The 16,872-nt window shown below is 71.9% G+C and carries 17 protein-coding genes and 1 pseudogene; 9 read left to right on the forward strand and 9 right to left on the reverse strand.

Annotation, left to right across the window (positions count from 1 at the left end):
* Positions 1-232 precede the first annotated feature (232 nt).
* From CLV63_RS14015 to CLV63_RS33555, 6 genes are all read right to left on the reverse strand, one after another.
* Entirely contained in the window at positions 233-1,783 is a 1,551-nt protein-coding gene (locus CLV63_RS14015) for a tyrosine-type recombinase/integrase (protein WP_245928806.1), read from the reverse strand.
* Entirely contained in the window at positions 1,744-2,259 is a 516-nt protein-coding gene (locus tag CLV63_RS35235) for a helix-turn-helix domain-containing protein (protein WP_394339774.1), read from the reverse strand. The genes CLV63_RS14015 and CLV63_RS35235 overlap by 40 nt, the downstream gene beginning before the upstream one ends.
* Positions 2,235-3,800: a replication initiator gene (locus CLV63_RS14025; protein ID WP_245928807.1), complete on the reverse strand. Its 1,566-nt coding sequence runs from the start codon at positions 3,798-3,800 to the stop codon at positions 2,235-2,237. Before CLV63_RS14025 ends, CLV63_RS35235 begins: the two co-directional genes overlap by 25 nt.
* A gap of 300 nt (positions 3,801-4,100) precedes the next feature.
* A complete protein-coding gene (locus CLV63_RS14030; RefSeq protein ID WP_146165561.1) occupies positions 4,101-4,934 on the reverse strand; it encodes an RNA polymerase sigma factor in 834 nt (277 codons plus the stop codon).
* A 284-nt stretch (positions 4,935-5,218) separates the two neighbouring features.
* Positions 5,219-5,518: a hypothetical protein gene (locus tag CLV63_RS14035; RefSeq protein WP_146165562.1), complete on the reverse strand. Its 300-nt coding sequence runs from the start codon at positions 5,516-5,518 to the stop codon at positions 5,219-5,221.
* A 246-nt stretch (positions 5,519-5,764) separates the two neighbouring features.
* Positions 5,765-5,911, reverse strand: coding sequence for a hypothetical protein (locus CLV63_RS33555; protein WP_170134221.1), 147 nt, complete (start codon positions 5,909-5,911; stop codon positions 5,765-5,767).
* Here CLV63_RS33555 and CLV63_RS14040 point away from each other — a divergent pair.
* From CLV63_RS14040 to CLV63_RS14055, 4 genes are all read left to right on the forward strand, one after another.
* On the forward strand, positions 5,910-6,692 hold the full coding sequence (locus tag CLV63_RS14040; protein WP_106583453.1) for a helix-turn-helix domain-containing protein: 783 nt from the start codon (positions 5,910-5,912) through the stop codon (positions 6,690-6,692). The genes CLV63_RS33555 and CLV63_RS14040 overlap by 2 nt on opposite strands.
* Positions 6,679-6,864, forward strand: coding sequence for a DUF397 domain-containing protein (locus CLV63_RS14045; RefSeq protein ID WP_106583454.1), 186 nt, complete (start codon positions 6,679-6,681; stop codon positions 6,862-6,864). The genes CLV63_RS14040 and CLV63_RS14045 overlap by 14 nt, the downstream gene beginning before the upstream one ends.
* An 837-nt stretch (positions 6,865-7,701) precedes the next feature.
* Positions 7,702-7,962: a hypothetical protein gene (locus CLV63_RS33215; protein ID WP_146165563.1), complete on the forward strand. Its 261-nt coding sequence runs from the start codon at positions 7,702-7,704 to the stop codon at positions 7,960-7,962.
* Positions 7,963-8,050: 88 nt separating this feature from the next.
* Complete coding sequence (locus CLV63_RS14055) at positions 8,051-8,434, forward strand: hypothetical protein (RefSeq protein ID WP_106583455.1); 384 nt, start codon at positions 8,051-8,053, stop codon at positions 8,432-8,434.
* 604 nt (positions 8,435-9,038) lie between these two features.
* On the opposite strand, the gene CLV63_RS14060 is transcribed toward CLV63_RS14055, so the two are convergent.
* Positions 9,039-10,592 carry an LCP family protein gene (locus CLV63_RS14060; RefSeq protein WP_106583456.1) on the reverse strand — a complete coding sequence of 518 codons (1,554 nt, stop codon included), beginning with the start codon at positions 10,590-10,592 and terminating at the stop codon, positions 9,039-9,041.
* 312 nt (positions 10,593-10,904) lie between these two features.
* Between CLV63_RS14060 and CLV63_RS14065 the strand changes: the two genes are divergently transcribed.
* The gene (locus CLV63_RS14065) at positions 10,905-11,906 is read left to right on the forward strand and encodes a glycosyltransferase family 2 protein (protein WP_106583457.1); all 1,002 of its coding nucleotides are present in this window, start codon (positions 10,905-10,907) and stop codon (positions 11,904-11,906) included.
* A gap of 57 nt (positions 11,907-11,963) precedes the next feature.
* Here the strand turns inward: CLV63_RS14065 and CLV63_RS14070 are convergent, their stop codons facing one another.
* Complete coding sequence (locus CLV63_RS14070) at positions 11,964-12,722, reverse strand: glycerophosphodiester phosphodiesterase (RefSeq protein ID WP_106583458.1); 759 nt, start codon at positions 12,720-12,722, stop codon at positions 11,964-11,966.
* Positions 12,719-13,468, reverse strand: coding sequence for an IspD/TarI family cytidylyltransferase (locus tag CLV63_RS14075; protein ID WP_106583459.1), 750 nt, complete (start codon positions 13,466-13,468; stop codon positions 12,719-12,721). Before CLV63_RS14075 ends, CLV63_RS14070 begins: the two co-directional genes overlap by 4 nt.
* Positions 13,469-13,614: 146 nt before the next feature.
* Between CLV63_RS14075 and CLV63_RS14080 the strand changes: the two genes are divergently transcribed.
* The 4 genes and pseudogenes from CLV63_RS14080 (at position 13,615) to CLV63_RS14095 (ending at position 16,858) form a co-directional block, all read left to right on the forward strand.
* Positions 13,615-14,439 carry an ABC transporter permease gene (locus tag CLV63_RS14080; protein ID WP_106583460.1) on the forward strand — a complete coding sequence of 275 codons (825 nt, stop codon included), beginning with the start codon at positions 13,615-13,617 and terminating at the stop codon, positions 14,437-14,439.
* A gap of 173 nt (positions 14,440-14,612) precedes the next feature.
* A pseudogene (locus CLV63_RS14085) lies at positions 14,613-15,269 on the forward strand (ABC transporter ATP-binding protein); the annotation flags it as partial.
* Between the two features lie 86 nt (positions 15,270-15,355).
* Positions 15,356-16,207: a hypothetical protein gene (locus CLV63_RS14090; protein WP_106583462.1), complete on the forward strand. Its 852-nt coding sequence runs from the start codon at positions 15,356-15,358 to the stop codon at positions 16,205-16,207.
* A gap of 3 nt (positions 16,208-16,210) precedes the next feature.
* Positions 16,211-16,858: a DUF5941 domain-containing protein gene (locus CLV63_RS14095; protein WP_106583463.1), complete on the forward strand. Its 648-nt coding sequence runs from the start codon at positions 16,211-16,213 to the stop codon at positions 16,856-16,858.
* Positions 16,859-16,872 lie beyond the last annotated feature (14 nt).

Genomic DNA, 16,872 nt, shown 5'->3' on the forward strand with positions numbered 1-16,872 from the left:
CCGTTAGCGAAGAGCGTCGGCTGCCGTCGCGGGCCCCCGCTGCGCGATACTCCGCGAAGCGGGCGCAGTAGGGGAGTGCGGTTCACGCAACCTGGGGAGAAGGGGGTGGGCTGCCGTCGCTGCTGCGAAGCACCCGGCGGTGCGAAGCACCACGCTGGAGTTTTCCCGCAAGTCCTGCTCTACCGCGGGCGGCGGGTCTGTGCCCGGGTCTGGCGATCGAGGCGGGCCGTGGTCATTCGTGGTCTTCCGGAGGAACCCCCGGTGAGCTGGGGTTTTGCTCCGAATCCGGCCCGGTGCCGTCGGTTTGGCCCGTGAGTGGCCCGCGTTCGGCGAGGAACGCGCCGAGGAGCTTGTTCGACTCGTCTTCCATGCTGCGGAACCAGTGCGCATAGGTCGTCATCAGGACTTCCACAGTGTGGCCCAGGCGCCGGGCGACCTCAGTGGGTGCGATGCCCAGTCCCAGCAGCAGCGAGGCGTTACCGTGGCGCAGATCGTAGACCCGGCGCGCCAGCCCGTGTCCCAGCTCTGCCGGGGTCAGCACCGCCCGGCGCGCCCGCTGCCACACGGACCGGTAGATCCACCCCGACACCGGTTCCCGGTCCGCCCCGGTCCAGAACAGGCGCCCGTCCGCCCCGCACCCGTGCACCGACAGGTGGCGCCGCAGCGCGGCCACCGCATCCGGGGGGATGGGCACCATCCGGATGTCGCCCACCGCGCGGGACTTCAGTTCGCGGTCTTCATAGCGCTGCCCGTCATCGGTCCAGCAGCGGCCCGCTTCCGGGGACGAGCCCGCGAGGACCAGCATGCCCCAGCCGGGGGTGACGTCGGTGAGGTCGTCCGGCCACAGGACGTCATCGGGGCGCAGGGCGCGGAGTTCGCCCATGCGCGCCCCGGAGAGGTAGGCCAGGGCGAAGAACGCTTCGAGTTCGCCCCGGACGCGTGCCACGGCGCCGAGCAGGCGCCGCACCTGCTCATAGTCCGGCACGGTGCGCGGAGCGACGGCATCGGAGGACCGGCGGCGTTTGAGCCGCACCCCGGCAAGCGCGTTGACCGTGAAGAACTTCAGAGTCACCGCGTGGTCCAGCATGCCTTGCAGAGCGCAGCGCCGCAGCCGCCGAGTCGCCTTGCTGCCCGCCTTGCCGTCGCGCAGCCGCACCGTGGAGCGGTCCAGCAGCGCGGTCAGCGTCGCCAGTTCGGCCAGGTCCGCCGCCGGGCGTGAGACCCGTTCCACCCAGTCCAGTAGCGCCCGATCGGCCTCAGGGGCCGGGCGTGCCCGCACCGCGTGCCCCCCGCTGGCCGAGGCGTCGGCCACCACGTCGAAGGTGAAGGCGTGACGGATGAGTGCCGAGCGCACCCGTGCCAGCGGCGCCGGAGCCCGGTCCCGCCGGATCTTGGCGTCATCGAGGAATTCGGTCACGAGCCGGGCCAACTGGCCCGCGTTGCGCTTGCGGCTCAGCCCGGAATCGGTGGCGCGCCACTCCTTGGCCGCCCAGGACAGCGCCAGGGCGTAGGTGGTGTCGGTGCGGCGCTGCCAGCACAGCGGTTCACCCGAGACGGGAGAGAACCGCTCTCCCTCCTTGGCGGCGTCGCGCAGCGCGTTGAAGTGCTCGCGCGCGAGTTCCTTCGTAAGGAACGATTTCGACTTCTCCGCCTTCTCGATGATCCACCGCACTTCGTAGGGCTTTCTCCGCCCCTTGCGCTTACGGATCTCCCAGAATTGGATATCCTGTCCGCGTTCCGCCATCAGTTGCGCCTTTCTTGGTGTCCGTCGGTACTCGCCCATTCTATGAAATCGGACCGGTAGACACGAATGCGCCCACCCGGGGAGAGAAACGTTCTCGGACCATTGCCCAGCCGCACCCACCGATACACCGTGGTCCGGTCGAAGCGCAGTTCTCGCGCCATCTCAGCTACCGTCATGACCTGGTTCTGCACCACTGCCGCACCTGTTTCCACGGGCCGCCCACGGGCCGCCGCGATCAGTACCGAAACCGTGACCACGTCCGGCCGCCCCAACCGAACGCGTGTTCTCCGCATAACCTTGACTTCCGGCGCTAAGCGCGGCCATCCCTGCCCCCGACCGCCGCCCCTGTCACCGCTGCCGCGTGTTCTATTCGACGCGCTACGCGCGCAGTATTCCTGTTCCATTCCGGCCGTCGGGCGGTAATGGGAAACGCGTGCAGGGGGATATTGGTTGGTCGCGCTTCGCGCGCTTTTTTCTTGGTGCTGCCGCGCTAGGGTCCGGTGACATCGCACCATTCGGCTAATTCGGCTTCTCGCCGCATGAGGTCGCGGTACTCCTCAAGGGCGGTTTGGTGGTCGCGCGCCATATTCTCGGCGAGCTGGGCGTCCGTGGGGTGGGTGTAGCCCCGCCCCGCATAGGACCAGTCGCCGACCACGTCGGCGCCCGAGGCCCGCGCGAGAGCCCACACGTCCGCCTCACCGGAGGCCGCGCGTTCATCGGCCCGCCAGGTGCGGCGCGCGGCCCGCAGCGCCCCCATGGTGACGCTGTAGCGCCGGGATTTCGTGGCGAAGTGGCCCCGGAAGCCCAGCGTGTGCGCCCAGGACCGCAGTTTCAGGTGCGCGAGATCCGGGCGTCGGCCGAGGTCCCACGCGGTTTCGACCATCCGCGCCAAGTGGCGGCCGATCTTGCGCCGCAACCAGGCCCGATGCAGACGGCGCAAGCGCGAACCCAGCGCCCCCGAGTCGCTTACCGAGGAACTTGCGGTCTTGGTGGCGTACTTCGCGATGTAGGCCGCGACCCGGCGCGTGTCACCCGCCGGACCGCCCGCGCTCACGTCGGCAACGTCGAGTTGCGCCCCCCACTGGGCGACACGGAGCCTGCCGTCCGGCGAAGGCAGCGGCACCGCCGCCCCGTTCACCGCGCGACGCACCGCCCGATCCAGCAGACCGGCCGTGGCCCACGACGGCGGAGCAACGATCCCGCCGTCCGGGTCCGCGCCTTCCGGGTCGACGCCGTCGAGGCGCACCACGAGGTGAAGGTGGACCACACCGCGCTTCTGGAACTCGGCGACCTTGACGTAACTCACGCGCAGAAGGTCCCGCACCCCGGTCCCGGTGACACGCTCCCCGGTCGCAGCCGAGGCCAGCGGAGCCAACGCCCGATCGATCCCGATCCGCGTGCGCCGCCACAGCTCACCGCACGCGTTGTTCCACAACACGGTCCCGGCGTAGTCGTAGCACTCCTCGCACAGCGGAGTGCCGATGACCTGGTCACCCGCCTCATGGACCATCCCGCAGCCCGCCGGCCGCCCATGGGCACAGGCCCGCGTGTTCCCGGAGCGCGAACGGCAGGCCGCTCCGCCCCGCGCCGAATGCACCGCACCGAACGACGGCCCCGTCAGCGTCACGAACAACCTGGGGTGCGACTCGACCGAGGACGGCACCACCGCTTCCACGGTCGCACCCCGCACCCCCGCACGGGTGCCCGAGGAAGTCGCCGACGTCTTCCCTTGGAGACCGGAGACGACCACGTGCCACATGTCCCGGCGGTAGGTCTCCGCACACGACGCACAGACGGAGGAACGACGGTCCCCGCACGCGATCAGCAGCGTCCCGTCCGGCTGAGACGACGAGGAGAACGACGCCGCAACCTCCCCCGTTGCCGTGTCCACCGCCGAGGCGCGACCTGCGATCCGCACCGGACGCGAGCAGTACCGCACCCGCTCGACTTGGCGCCGCCACGCCGGGTAATCGGCCCCCGCAAGACGCGCATGGATCAGGTCCTCGCCGCTCTTCCGGCCCGCTCCCGCCACCAGCCCCGACCGGTCACCGACCACGCCCGCACCTCCCGCACCGTCGAAAACGTGTACGTAACCATGGTGCGCAACACGGGCAGTCCCGCGCGGTCAATCTGCGACCGGATTTCCCGCCGTCCAACGCTCCCTTCGCGGGCGACCGCTGGACACAGCGCCGCAACGCGGTTTCGGCCATGCCTCCCCGCAGGTTCCGGGCAGAGCGTCCGGTGAGGACGGGCAACGACGAAACCCCCGGAACACGGGCGTTCCAGGGGCCGTCAGACCCGAAGGTCAGCTCCTCGGGTCGGTGACGCGCCCACGCACGGTCGCCCACCCGGTCCCTTAGGTGCGGGCGTTGAGGATGCGGGTGCGCACAGCGGTCGCACCGATGGGCAGGGTCGCGGCGATCTCGCGGTAGCTCTCCCCGCTGTCGTAGCGGGCGACGAGCTCGGTGTCGGTGGTGCCGATGTCGCGGCGGTTGCGGGGCGCCCGTCCCGGACTCGGGGTGCCGGGCGTCCCGCTGCCGGAACCCTGGGTGCGGTGGGTGCGTTTGCGGGTGCGTTGGCGAGCGGTGGTGGTGACGTACTTGGGCCGGTCGCGCCCGGTGCGCACATCGTTGCCCCACGCCCTCGTGGGGGTCTCCCCCTCCAGCCACAGCGCGGTGAACGCCCGGCGTGCCCGCGAGATCAGCGAATAGAAGCTGGACACCGGCAGGCCCAGGGATTCGGCCGCCGCAGCGTAGTCCCCGTGGTCATACAGGGCGCGGATGAGGTCCTGGTTGCGGGGCGACAGCGCGGCCCAGATCTGGTCCAGGGCCAGGCGTTCCACCACGCGTTCTTCGGGACTTCCGGCGGGGGCGGCGGCGAGCATCCAGTACCGGTGGAACTGCGGCGCCGACCCGTGCTGGGTCTGGCCGTGGGTGGAACGGTGCTTGCGGGTGTGGACGGCGATGGCGTTCCACCCGGCCCGGATCAAATCCCAATACGCCGGGGGTTCCGTCGCGGTGTAGAGGTGCTCGGCAATCGCCGACCAGGCGGCGTCGCGGCGCTCCTCCCAGGGGAGGGGGGTGGGGTAGCGGTACTGGGTGGCGGCGTAGTTGGCCAGGCGGGCGAGGGCGCGGGCGGTATAGCCGTGCCGCAGCGGCGCATCCTCAAGACTGGTGGGCGCATCGGACACGCTGTACTCACTGTTCATGGAGATCACGGACCAAAGGGCGGGGTGAAGTGCAGCAGCCGCCCCGGCGGTGGAGTTCACGCACCAGGGCTGCGGCCTGTGTGTTCAGGTCGGCATCGGTGCGGGCGGTGTCTCCCGCCCCGGCGCCGCGGGAGGGCGCGGGCAGCCAAGGGGGCGGGAGACGGACAAGGGCCGACCACGGTCAGCAGCGGTCACCGATGCAAAGAGGGCCGGGGCGCCCGGATCAGGTCGTGCGGCCCCCGCAAGCGCACGGACACCACGCGGGGCTACCCCAGGGAGGCCAGCGCCCGGCGGATCGCACCGCCGCGCACATCCGCGCACACCCCGCACGCCGTGGTGTGGCTCTCCAGCGCCGAGGCGTGCTTGCGCATCAGGTCCCCGAACGCTTCCGGCTTGGTGCGCACGTGCACGATGAGCCCGCGCCCCTCCGGGCACAGCATCGGCAGGGACGCGCAGTACACCCCGTGCACCACGAGCGCGCCATCGGCATCGGTGGTGCAGAACACGTTCCACCCGCGCGGACCGAACTCTTTCGCGAACGCGGGGAACGGATGGCGCGGAGACACCGGCGGCTCACCCATCACGCCGCCCCCCGCAACGCCAGGTACTCACGGACGACGCTGCACAGATCCGAGTGGGATCGGATCTCGGAGAGCACGCGGTCTGCCGTCGGACCTCGCGCGGACGGTTTCGTCCCGCCGTCGGCCATGTCCACGTCCAAGAACGCGAGGAATTCGCCATGACGCGGAAGCCACACACAGCGCCAGCCCGGAGCCCTGCGTTCGATATAGATCGTGTCAGTTTCGTGTGTTTCAGCGGCCGATGCCGCCGCGATAGTTGCGGTCATGCTGTTCAGCGTGCTGCCGGAGCTTGATCAGGTGGAAGGGAATCGACGCTTCCTGAGTTTTCTTCAGCAAACGGTAGCGATGTGTTTCAACGCGTGCTGAGCTGAGACGCATGAGTAGCGACACCTGGACGCAGTTTGGGGCGGAAGTGAGTGCCCTACGCGAACGGTCGGGACTGAGCCAACAGCAGCTCTCCAACGCCACCGATTGGAGTCGGGGCATGATCTCTGCCATTGAGCGTGGCACCCGAAAACCGAAACTCGCACAGGTTGAGGCGTTGGACGGGGCACTCAACGCGGGCGGGTCGCTCATCCGCCTCTGGTCTTCACGAGTCGGCAGAGCGGAGGTACCCGCGTGGTTTCGCAAGATTGCGGTCCTAGAACAACAGGCCACCGAGATATCCGAATACCAACCGATGGTTGTACCGGGATTGCTACAAACCGAGTCGTACGCTCACGCTGTCGTGAGCGGTGGTGCGCTCTCCGAAGCAAGGGACGTCGCCGCCGTAGTGCGCTCACGGTTGGAGCGGCATGGGCGGCTTCGTTCCGATGTGCTACTCAGGTTCGTAATCTCCGAATCGGTACTCCGGTCAGTCAAGGGCGTTGCTGACGTGATGGTTGAGCAGATGACCGCCCTACTCGACGCCAGCGCCAGAGTCAGCGTGCTGCCCGCCACCGACAACCACCCGGTGTACTCACCCTTCCGCGTGATGGGATTCGGGGATCGTCCTAAGGTTGGCTACGTAGAGCACGCACTCGGCGGTGAGGTGATCGATGACCCCGGTAAGGTTCGGACATTAGAGATCATGATGGCTGCGCTACTTGCAGACTCCATGCCGGGAAGCGCTAGCACTGCGCTGATAGAGGAAGTGCGGACTCAGTATGAGCAAGGCTGAATGGCACAAGAGCAGTTACAGCGACTCGACGGGCGGAAACTGCGTGGAGGTGCGGGAGACCCCGACCATGGCCGACGTCCGCGACACCCAGAACAGGGGCGCCGGACAGTTGACGTTCCAGGCGGAGGAGTGGACGGCGTTCCTGGGCCAGGTGCGCACCGACGCGCGCTAGACCCGCCGAGCCCCGATCGGCACCACGGCGGAGCATGGCCGATGGCGCGGTGAGAACTTTCCCTACAGGATCAAGGAAGGCCCGACCGCGCTTCGCGCGGTCGGGCCTTCGTCTGCGTCGTGCGCGGACCGGGCGGAACCGGGCCGCTAGCGGACATCCACCCTGCGCGCGCGACTCCGTCGCGTGCTCGCGCGGCGCCCGCGCGGCCCTCCCCGCCCTCCCGTGCGCCGCGAACGAACCCGCCCCCGTGGTGCAGGTCGGCCGCCCGCCCGCGCGAAGCACGCACCCAGCCCGGACCCACCCGCGTGCGCACGGCCACCAGGCCAGGCACCCCCGCACCGGACACCCCGCCCGATCCTGCGCACCGCCCCGCCACCGACCCCAGGCGCACGGCCCACCTGAGAGCCACCCCCACCGGTTCCCCTAGCGCGCAGCGTGCGGCTTAGAGCCACCCCCTTCGGTGCCCGTGGCACCCCGCGCGCGGCTGAAGACCACCCCCTTGGGCTGGGCTCTCACCCCCTGTGGTGCGGGCGACCGGCCCCCGCGGGGGCCGCGCTCGCTGCGCTCGCACGACGCACCCCCCACGGCCGCCGGCTGCCCGCGCACCGCACGCACCCTCAGGGCCGCCGGTGGCGCGCGCCCACGTCACCGGCCCGGTCCGCGCCCGCGCGCAGGCCAGCCCCTCACACGGCCCCGGCTGGCTCACGGTGCCTATCCCGGCAAAACCATGGCGCGTCAAGGTCGTTCGTCCGGCAGGGCGCTCCACCTTGACGCGCCATGGCCCCGCCGGGATGTGACGGCCCCGCCAGCCGGAACCTACAGCGAGGAGCTTCCCCCATGCAGCACACGCCCGCCTACCTCCGCGCCGCCGACGAGACCGCTCACCTCATCACCTCCGCCGACCCCGCCGAGGTCCGCCGGGGATTGCTCCGCTTCCAGGCCCTGCCGCGCCAGCTGCACGCCGAGGTCTACGCCCGCATCGACGCCCACTTGGCCCCCGAGCCGGAGCAGGCCGCCCCCGCCCCCGAGGGGGAGGTCGCCCCCATCACCCAGGGCGGGGAGCCCACCGCCGAGGTCGCCTTCTCCGCCGCCGGGTGAGCCCCGCCCGGGGTCGGCCCCCACCGGGGTCGGCCCCGATCGCGCGTTCCCGCCGAGGGCGGCACACCCCGCCGGTAGCATCGCGGCCATGGCCGACAACGTCCGTCCGATCGGAACCGCCGCCACTGCGAAGGCGCACGCCCGCGTCGAGGCGCGCCGTATCGCCGAGATCGCCGAGCAGATCGCAGCCGAGGTGCGGCACACGGGCGCCGCCGTGCTGGCGTGCGCCGACGACGCCGAGCGCGACCGCGCCCGCAAGGCCGGACGCAGGGCCGGACGGATCATCAACCGGCGCGTCCGCACGAAGATTCTGCCGGACGGGCGCATCGGCATCTGGGACACCGAACGCGGCGCCAACCCGCTGCACGCGCGCCTGGACGAGCAGCGCGCCAACCGGGCCATCAGCGAAGCTCTCGCGAAGCGCCCGCCGCTGACAGGCACGAGGAACCCCGAGGACGACGGTTCGCGGTGACCGGCCGGGCGACCGGATCCGTACACGTGCGCACCGCGCGGTGGGACCCGACGATCGGGGGCCGAGTCGGGACAGACGCGGTGGAGCCCAAGGGCCCCGACCGCTGGACGAGCGTAGCGGCCCCCGATCTCCCACCGCGCGCCGCTCCCGAGCCCGGATCCGTCCACCCTCCCCAGCGCGGGACCGGACCGGCACGGCATCGAGCCGCACCGGCCCGGAGCCTGCCCGTCGCGGGCCACACGGCATCAGCCCAGGTCACCGGCCCCGTTTGGCCCGCGTATGGCCCGCAACCCGCACCTACCAACGCCTACGCGCGCCCTCACGTACCACACCACCGCCGAGCAGACCCCCGACATTCCGGTGTTCTCCCAGGTCAGCGGCACAGGCTCTGACATGCGAGAGGCGCCGGTCCCGATCGACCGGCGCCCCTCAGCTACCTAAACGCGCCGTGGTGTTTCGTGCCGCCGGATGCTTCGCACTCGCGACGGCAACCCACCCCCTTCACGAAAGGGCGCCTGGGGTGTGCCGCGTACCCCCTTCACGCAAGGGCGGCAGGGGTGTGCCACGCACGGCCTTCGTGTGGGACGCCGGAGGAGTGCCGGGGTCACTTCGCGCACACGTTGTCGCGTGCCGTGGAGGTGTGGGCGGAGTCGCGGCCGGGCACCTCGGCGGTGGGCTCCGGCTCGGCCGGCTGCGCCGGCTGCTCCGGCGCCTCGACCCTGGTGTAGTTGAAGCCCAGGACGACCTGCACGCGCGAGGACAGCGTGTCGTCCTCCTCGACCACCGCGCCCGGCACGGCCTTGGCGACGGCCTTCGCCGCCTTCTTCTGGTCGGGCGCGTAGCGCACCAGGGTCTCCGGGACGTTCTTCGTCGACCAGTTCTGCGCGTCGCCGGACACGTCGAAGCCCGCTCCGTCGAGGTCGCGCGCCGCCTGCGAGCCGAGCCCGGGCGTGCCCACCCCGTTGAACACCTCCACGGTGATGTCGCCCGGCGCGACCGGCGCGTCGTCCTTCGCGTCGTCCTTCTCGCCGTCCTTCGCCGGTGCGTCGTCCTTCTCCGGCGGGGTGAGCGGCTCATCGGCGGCGATCTTGTCGAACATCGCGTCGGCGGCCCGGTCGTTCCACCGCAGCGCGACCTCGCCGCTGGGCGTCCGGTAGTCCATGTCGCCGATGGGCACCTGGGTGAACGCCATGTCGTCCAGGCCGATGGTGCGGAGCTGGTTGCCCAGCTGGTTGATGGTGGCGGTGTCGAGCCCCTCGTCGACGGTCACCGCACCGAGCGACGTGTCGAGGAACGCCGTGAACTTGGCGGGGTCGCTCAGCGTCTCGGAACTCATCGCCTTGTTCAGCAGCGCGGCCATCACCTGCTGCTGGCGGTCGATGCGGTCGAGGTCGCCGTCGGCGGTCTTGCGGGTCCGGGCGAACGCCAGCGCGGTCTTGCCGTCGACCCGGTGGGTGCCCGCGGGCATCTCCAGGTGCGCCTTCTCGTCGCTGATGGGCTCGTCCAGGCACACCTCGATGCCGTCGACGGCGTCCACGACGTCCACGAACCCGGTGAAGTTCACCTCGACGTAGTGGTCGACGCGGACACCGGTGGCGCCTTCGACGGTGGAGATGGCGAGCTCCGGCCCGCCGTACGCGTACGCCGCGTTGATCTTGTTGGCGCCGTGGCCGGGCACGGGGACCCAGGAGTCGCGGGGGATGCCGACGACCGTGATGCGGTCGCGGTCGTTGTTCACGTGGACCAGCATCATCGTGTCCGACCGCTGCCCCGACGTGCGGCCGACACCGAGGTCGTCCTGCTTCGCCGAGTTCATGGCGCCGCGGCTGTCGGAGCCGATCACCAGGATGTTCAGCGCGCCCTTGGGGCCGGCGGCCGGCCGGTCGCCGTCGGCGAGCCCGCCGAACACGTCGTCGCGGTTGAGCTGCCCCGACGCCCACCCGGTGAGCGCCCACGCCGTTCCGGACGCGAGGAGCACCAGGATCGACATCGCCGCGGCGAGGAGCAGCGCGAACCGGCGCCCGGTCGCGCCGGCCGAGGGGATGCCCGCGGGGCGGTTGTTGTGCGCGCGGGTCCGCGCGCCCCGCTGGTGGGGCGGGACCGGGCCGGAGCGCAACCGCCGGAATCCGGGGTCCCGCTCATCCGAGCCGTCGCTCATCAACGCCCTCCCGTTGTCCGCCGGGTGCGGTCACCCAGGGTCCTCAATGGGCCGCCGCCACCGTTCGGTGCCGCCCCGCGCCTCCCTACATTGGCAGGTATCTCCCCACTGGACGGTGAATGTCACCCCGGCGTGTTGGACCGGCCGCCGGGGCCTCCGGCGGGGCCGGACCCGCGCGGCGGCGGGGATCGTCGCGGTGCGGCGCGTCTCCCCGACCGCGGGTGGCGGGGGCTCCCGATGGAGTATTTTTGCTCTGGCGGACTCCCGCCGGTCCACTCGCCAACCGCTCTCCCACCACCATTGGACACGCCCGTGACCTGGCCGGCCGTATCGGTAATAACGCCCATCCTGAACGAGGAGCGGCACCTCGCCGCGGCAGTGCGCCACGTCCTCGGCCAGGACTACCCCGGCGAACTGGAAATCGTCCTCGCGGTCGGGCCGTCCACCGACGCCACCCGCGAGGTCGCCGACGCCCTCGCCGCCGAGGACCCCCGCGTCAAGGTGGTCGACAACCCCACCGGGCGCACCCCCGCGGGGCTGAACGCGGCGATCGCCGCGTCCTCGCACACGATCGTCGCCCGCATCGACGGCCACGCGCTCATGCCGGCCGACTACCTCCGCGTCGCCGTGGAGACCCTGCGCGAGACCGGCGCCGACAACGTCGGCGGCATCATGGCCGCCGAAGGCGAGACCCCGTGGGAGCAGGCGGTGGCCGCGGCCATGACCTCGAAGGTGGGCGTCGGCAACGCCCGGTTCCACACGGGGGGCGAGGGCGGCCCCGCCGACACCGTCTACCTCGGGGTGTTCCAGCGCTCCGCGCTCGACCGGGTCGACGGCTACGACGAGGCGTTCCTGCGCGCCCAGGACTGGGAGATGAACCACCGCATCCGCAGCAGCGGCGGGGTGGTGTGGTTCCAGCCGCGCATGCGGGTCACCTACCGGCCGCGTCCCAGCGTCAAGGCGCTCGCCAAGCAGTACTTCCACTACGGGCGGTGGCGCAGGGTGGTGGCCCGCCAGCACAAGGGCACCATCAACCTCCGCTACCTCGCGCCGCCGGTCGCGCTGGTCGCCACGGCGGCCGGGCTGGTCGGCGGGTTCGCGTTCTGGCCGCTGTGGCTGGTGCCGGGCGCCTACGCCGCGGCGATCATCGCGGCGAGCGTCCCCCTCGGCGCCGGCCTGCCCGCTGCGGCCCGGCCGGCGATCCCGGTGGCGCTGGCGACCATGCACATGGCGTGGGGGGCCGGGTTCCTCACCAGCCCGCCCGGCCTCGGCGCCGACTCCCGCACCGCGCGGGAGCGCGCCGGGCAGGCGTGACCCGGCCCGTGCATCGGACCGGCGCAGCGGGGTGTGCCGCGCGGCGCACGCCCCGCCTCAGCCCTGCTTGAGGGCCGCCACCACGCCGGGGACGTCGTCGACCACCACCGCGTCGACCCCCGCCGCGGCGAAGCGGGCGGCGTTCTCGGCGTCCGGGCACCAGCAGACCACCTCCAGCCCCGCGCTGTGGGCGACGCCGACCGCGTACTCGGTCTCGCGGCGGCCGCGCACCGGTGCGTCGCCGGCCAGCCCGAACGACCGGGCGTCGATGGCGACCGCCGCGCAGCCCATGCCCGCCGCACCCGCCACCGCCTGGTCGAGCGGGTTGCGCACGAACGGCATCCACGCGGTGGGGACCCCCGGGGCCTCGGCGTGGACGGCGAGCAGCGCAGCGGGGTCGAAGGAGCACACGAACACCGGGCGGCGGCGCTCGGCGCGCAGGTAGGGCAGCAGCAGCGTCGTGGTGCGCCGGGCCGCCGGCGCCGCGGCGTCCTCCATGACCGTCTTGACGTCGAAGTCGACGCCGGTGCCCGCGGGGATCGCGTCGAGCGCGGCGTCGAGCGTGAGCAGCCCCGCCTTCGCGCACTCGGCCGCCGGGAGGTCCACGATGACCCGGCCGTCGTCGAGCGCTGCGTCGTGGTGGACGACCAGGACGTCGTCGGCGCTGCGGCGGACGTCGACCTCCACCCACGCCGCACCGTTCTCGACCGCCGCCGCGAACGACTCCGCGGTGTTCTCGCCGGGCCCGCGCCCGTTCCCGCGGTGCCCGATGACCTCGGTCGGCGTGAAGAGCGCCGCGCCGCCGCGCCCCGTCACGCGGAACCCCGCCGCAGCAGCGCCTCGGCGACCTCGATGTCGCCCGGGTGGGTGACCTTGATGTTCGCCTCGGTGCCCGCGATGACGCGCACCTCCTCGCCGGGGAGGTAGCGCAGCACCACGCCGCAGTCGTCCGTCGCGGCCAGGCCGGGGTCGGCGAGCGCCAGCTCGTAGGCCCGCCGCACGACGCCGAGCCGGAAGCCCTGCGGGGTCTGCATCCGGCGCAGCGACGAGCGGTCGACGACCTCGGCGACGGAGTCGCCGCCCGCCGCGCCGGGCGCCACCCGGACAACGGTGTCGTTGGAGGGGACCGCCACGCCCACGGCCCCCGCCGTGCCGAGCGCGGCGACGCACGCGCCGATGGTCGCCGGCGCCACCAGTGGCCGCACGGCGTCGTGCAGCAGCAGCAGGTCGTCGTCGCCGCCCGCCACGGCGCTGATCGCGGCCCACGAGGTGGCCGTGCGGTCGGCCCCGCCCGGCAGGACCCGGGTGACCTTCGCGTACCCGCCGTCGGACACGATCTTCTCGACCTCCGGCACGTGGTCCCCGACCATCAGCACGATGACGTCGTCGACCTCCGGCGCGGCGCAGAACGCGGCGATGGAGTGCTCGATCACCGGCCGCCCCGCCAACGGCATGAGCTGCTTGGGGCGCCCCGCGCCCATGCGGGCGCCGACGCCGCCCGCGAGCACGGCGGCGGTGACACGGGGACGGCGGGGGCCGTCGGGGGAGGGTCCTGCGGGCATCGGCGCCTCTCTCCTCGGGGTCGAAAGCCGAGGGTAGCCGAGCCCGGCCCGCCGCAGCGGGCGCCAAGGGCCCCGGCGGGGGCTCCGGTCGGCGACAATCGGAGATCCGGCAGGAGAGTCCGGCCCGATCCCCCGGGGAGGCGGCGGTGGCGTCGAGAGCAACGGCGGTGTGGCGGGACCGCAGGTTCGTGAGCCTGCTGGTGCGCCGCGACCTGAAGGTCAAGTACCAGCAGTCCGTCCTGGGCTACGCCTGGTCCATGCTCGAACCCCTCGCCCTGGCGGGGATCTACTTCTTCGTGTTCGGGATCCTGTTCTCCGGGGGCGGCGCCCGCACGGCCCCCGGCGGGCCCGACGCCCCCGGCGGCTACGCCCTGTTCCTGCTGTCGGGGCTGCTCCCGTGGCTGTGGCTCAGCGCGGCCCTCACCGACGCCTGCAAGGCGCTCATCACCCACGCCAAGCTCATCACCACGATGAAGGTGCCGCGGGAGATCTTCCCGGTGGCCGTCGTCACGACCAAGTTCGTGGAGTACCTGCTCACCTGGCCGGTCCTGCTCGTGTTCGTGTTCGCGCTGGGCGGGCGCACCGGGTGGAGCCTGCTGTGGCTGCCGCTGGTGATCGTGGTGCAGTTCGTGTTCACCCTCGGGATCACCCTGCTGCTCTCGGCCGTGAACGTGCTCGTTCGCGACGTCGAGCGGATCATCCGTATCCTGAACCGGGTGCTGTTCTACTCGTCGCCGATCATCTACCCGCTGCACATGGTCACCCAGGCGGGGCTGCCGGGCTGGTTCACGACCGCCTACGAACTCAATCCGCTGGTCGGGATCTTCCAGATGCACCATGCCGTGTGGTACCCGTCCGAAGCGCCGGGGCTCTGGCCCCTCGTCTCCACCATCGGGGGCGCCGCCGTGGTCTTCGCCGTCGGCTACACGGTGTTCCGGCGGCTCGAAAGCGCCGTCCTGAAGGAGTTGTGATGGCCGATCCGGTCGGCGAAGCCCCCAAGGAAGCCCCCGTGGTCATCCGGGCCGACGGGCTCGGCGTCGAGTTCAAGGCCGGCCGCAAGCGGCGGCGCAGCCTGCGCGAGTTCTTCATCCACGGCACCCGGCGCGAGCCCGACCACGGCGCCGGATACTGGCCGCTCCGCGGCGTCTCCTTCGCCATCCGCAAAGGCGAATGCGTCGGCATCGTCGGCCGCAACGGCACCGGAAAGTCCACCCTGCTCAAACTCATCGCCGGGGTGCTGATGCCCGACGAGGGCACGGTCACCGTCGACGGCAGGGTCGCCCCACTGCTGGAACTGCGCGCCGGGTTCAACGACCAACTCACCGGGCGCGAGAACGTCCACCTGGTCGGCTCGCTGCACGGCATGTCGGGCGCGATGATCGAGCGGAACTTCGACGCGATCGTCGACTTCGCCGGCGAAGGCGTCCGCAAGGACATCGACAAACCGGTCCGGCACTACTCCAGCGGCATGAAGGTGCGGCTGGGGTTCTCGCTCATCGCCCAACTGGAACACCCCATCATGCTCGTCGACGAGGTCCTCGCCGTCGGCGACAAGGCGTTCCGCAAGCAGTGCTACGAAGCGATCGAGCGGATGCTGGAGAACGACCGCACCATGGTGCTCGTCTCGCACAACGAAGGCGACCTCAAGCGCTTCTGCGGCCGCGGCCTCTACATCAAGGACGGCGGACTCGCCCTCGACGCCGGCATCGACGCGGCGCTCGACGCGTACAACGCCGACACCCGCGCCGAGGCCGAAGCGCGGACGAAACGGAAGAAAGGCGGCGGCGGAAAGGCGGCGTGACCTCCCCGCACACGCGGCGGTGCTTGCCAACGGCGCCTTCCTGGGTGACGGTTGAACCCAGGGGGGCATCCGAGGAGGGTACGGCCGTGGCTGATGTCGGAACGTACACGGTTCCCGGGCTGCGCCCGGTGGCCCGGCCCGTGGCGCGGTGGGCCGCGCGCAAGGCCCTCACGACCGCCCGCTTCGCGCAGATCGCCCTGTTCCTCGCCGCCATCGCCGCCGTGTGGTTCACCGAAGAGGGGGTCCGCGGCGGCCTGATCGGGTCGGCGTTCCTGGTCATGGTCCTCGGCGCCGACGCAGTGGGCGCCGAACTGCGCGGCGCCCGCACCGACATCCTCACCGACTGGCTCGTCGTCATGCTGTCGCGGCTCCGCGAGTACACCGTCTACATGGGGCTCGCCATCGGCGGCGCCATCGCGGGCGTCCCCGACATCTGGGGGTGGGCCGCCGCGGCGCTCATCGCGCACGCCCTGCGCGACGCCATCAGCACCGCCCGGGTGGCCCGGCCCGGCGCCGCGGTGCCCGTGCCCGGCCTCTACACGCAATGGCCGCCGCGGCCCGCCGACAGACCCGCCGACCGCCCGGTCGGCGCCAGGGTGCCGGCGCGCCGGTCCGCGGAACCCGCGTCCCTCACCGACGAACTGCTCCGCGGCGCGGACCCGGGCACCGGGGCCGGTGGCGCGGCGGCGCCGGAAACCGAGCGGACCGCCGCCCCGACCCCCGGCCGCAAGGGCGCCACCCGGGTCGCCGGGCACCGCGCCTGGGCCCGCCCACTCCGGTGGGCCATGTCGTTTCCGGCGCCCGAACGCTTCGCGCTGATCGCCATTACGGTAACGATTTGGGACTCCCGGGTGACGTTCATCGCACTCGTCGTCGCCTCGCTCTGCGCAACAGCAGCCGACCTCGCCGAGGCCCCGGCCGGCGACCCCGCGAGGTAGCCCATGGCCGACTCCCCGCCCCCCAGCGAAAACCAACGCCTCGACCTGCGTTTTCTCCGTGACGATGGCCACTTGAGCGACAGCCTCGGCCGGCTCGTCGCCGGAGCGGTGCCCCCGCTGCTGCCGACCATGACGGGCACCCTGGTGCTCGCGGTGCTGATGGTCGCCGGCCTCGCCCAGCTCCCAGGCATTACCCTGTTCGCACCGGCGGCGGCGCTGCTGCTGTCCGGAGTGGCCTCGGGGCATCCGCACGACGGTCGGTTTGATTGGATGGTCCCGCCGGTCCTGCGCGCGACGGAGTACCTTTACCTACTCGCGCTCGGTCTCGGATCGGGCGTGCCCGGTCCCCTGGTGTTCGTACTCTTGGCAGCGGTCGTCCTGCACCACGGCGACGTCGCGCACCGGGTCCGGTGCGGTGCGCCGAAACCGGTGTGGGCCATGCGGGCCATGTTCGGCTGGGACGGCAGGATGCTGCTCATCGCCGCAAGCGGCGTACTCGGGTGGCTGCCGTTCGGCTACGGCCTGCTCGCCGGCTACCTGGGGGTCCTGCTCGTCTGGGAGAGCGCGACCGGTTGGCTCGCGACCCCTGTGGGCACGGGCACGGACGTGCCGCGAATCGAAGACGGAGGCGCCAACGCCTCCGTGACCTAAGGAGGAAGGCGCCG

This window comes from Murinocardiopsis flavida, from assembly GCF_003014485.1.
Lineage (GTDB): Bacteria > Actinomycetota > Actinomycetes > Streptosporangiales > Streptosporangiaceae > Murinocardiopsis > Murinocardiopsis flavida.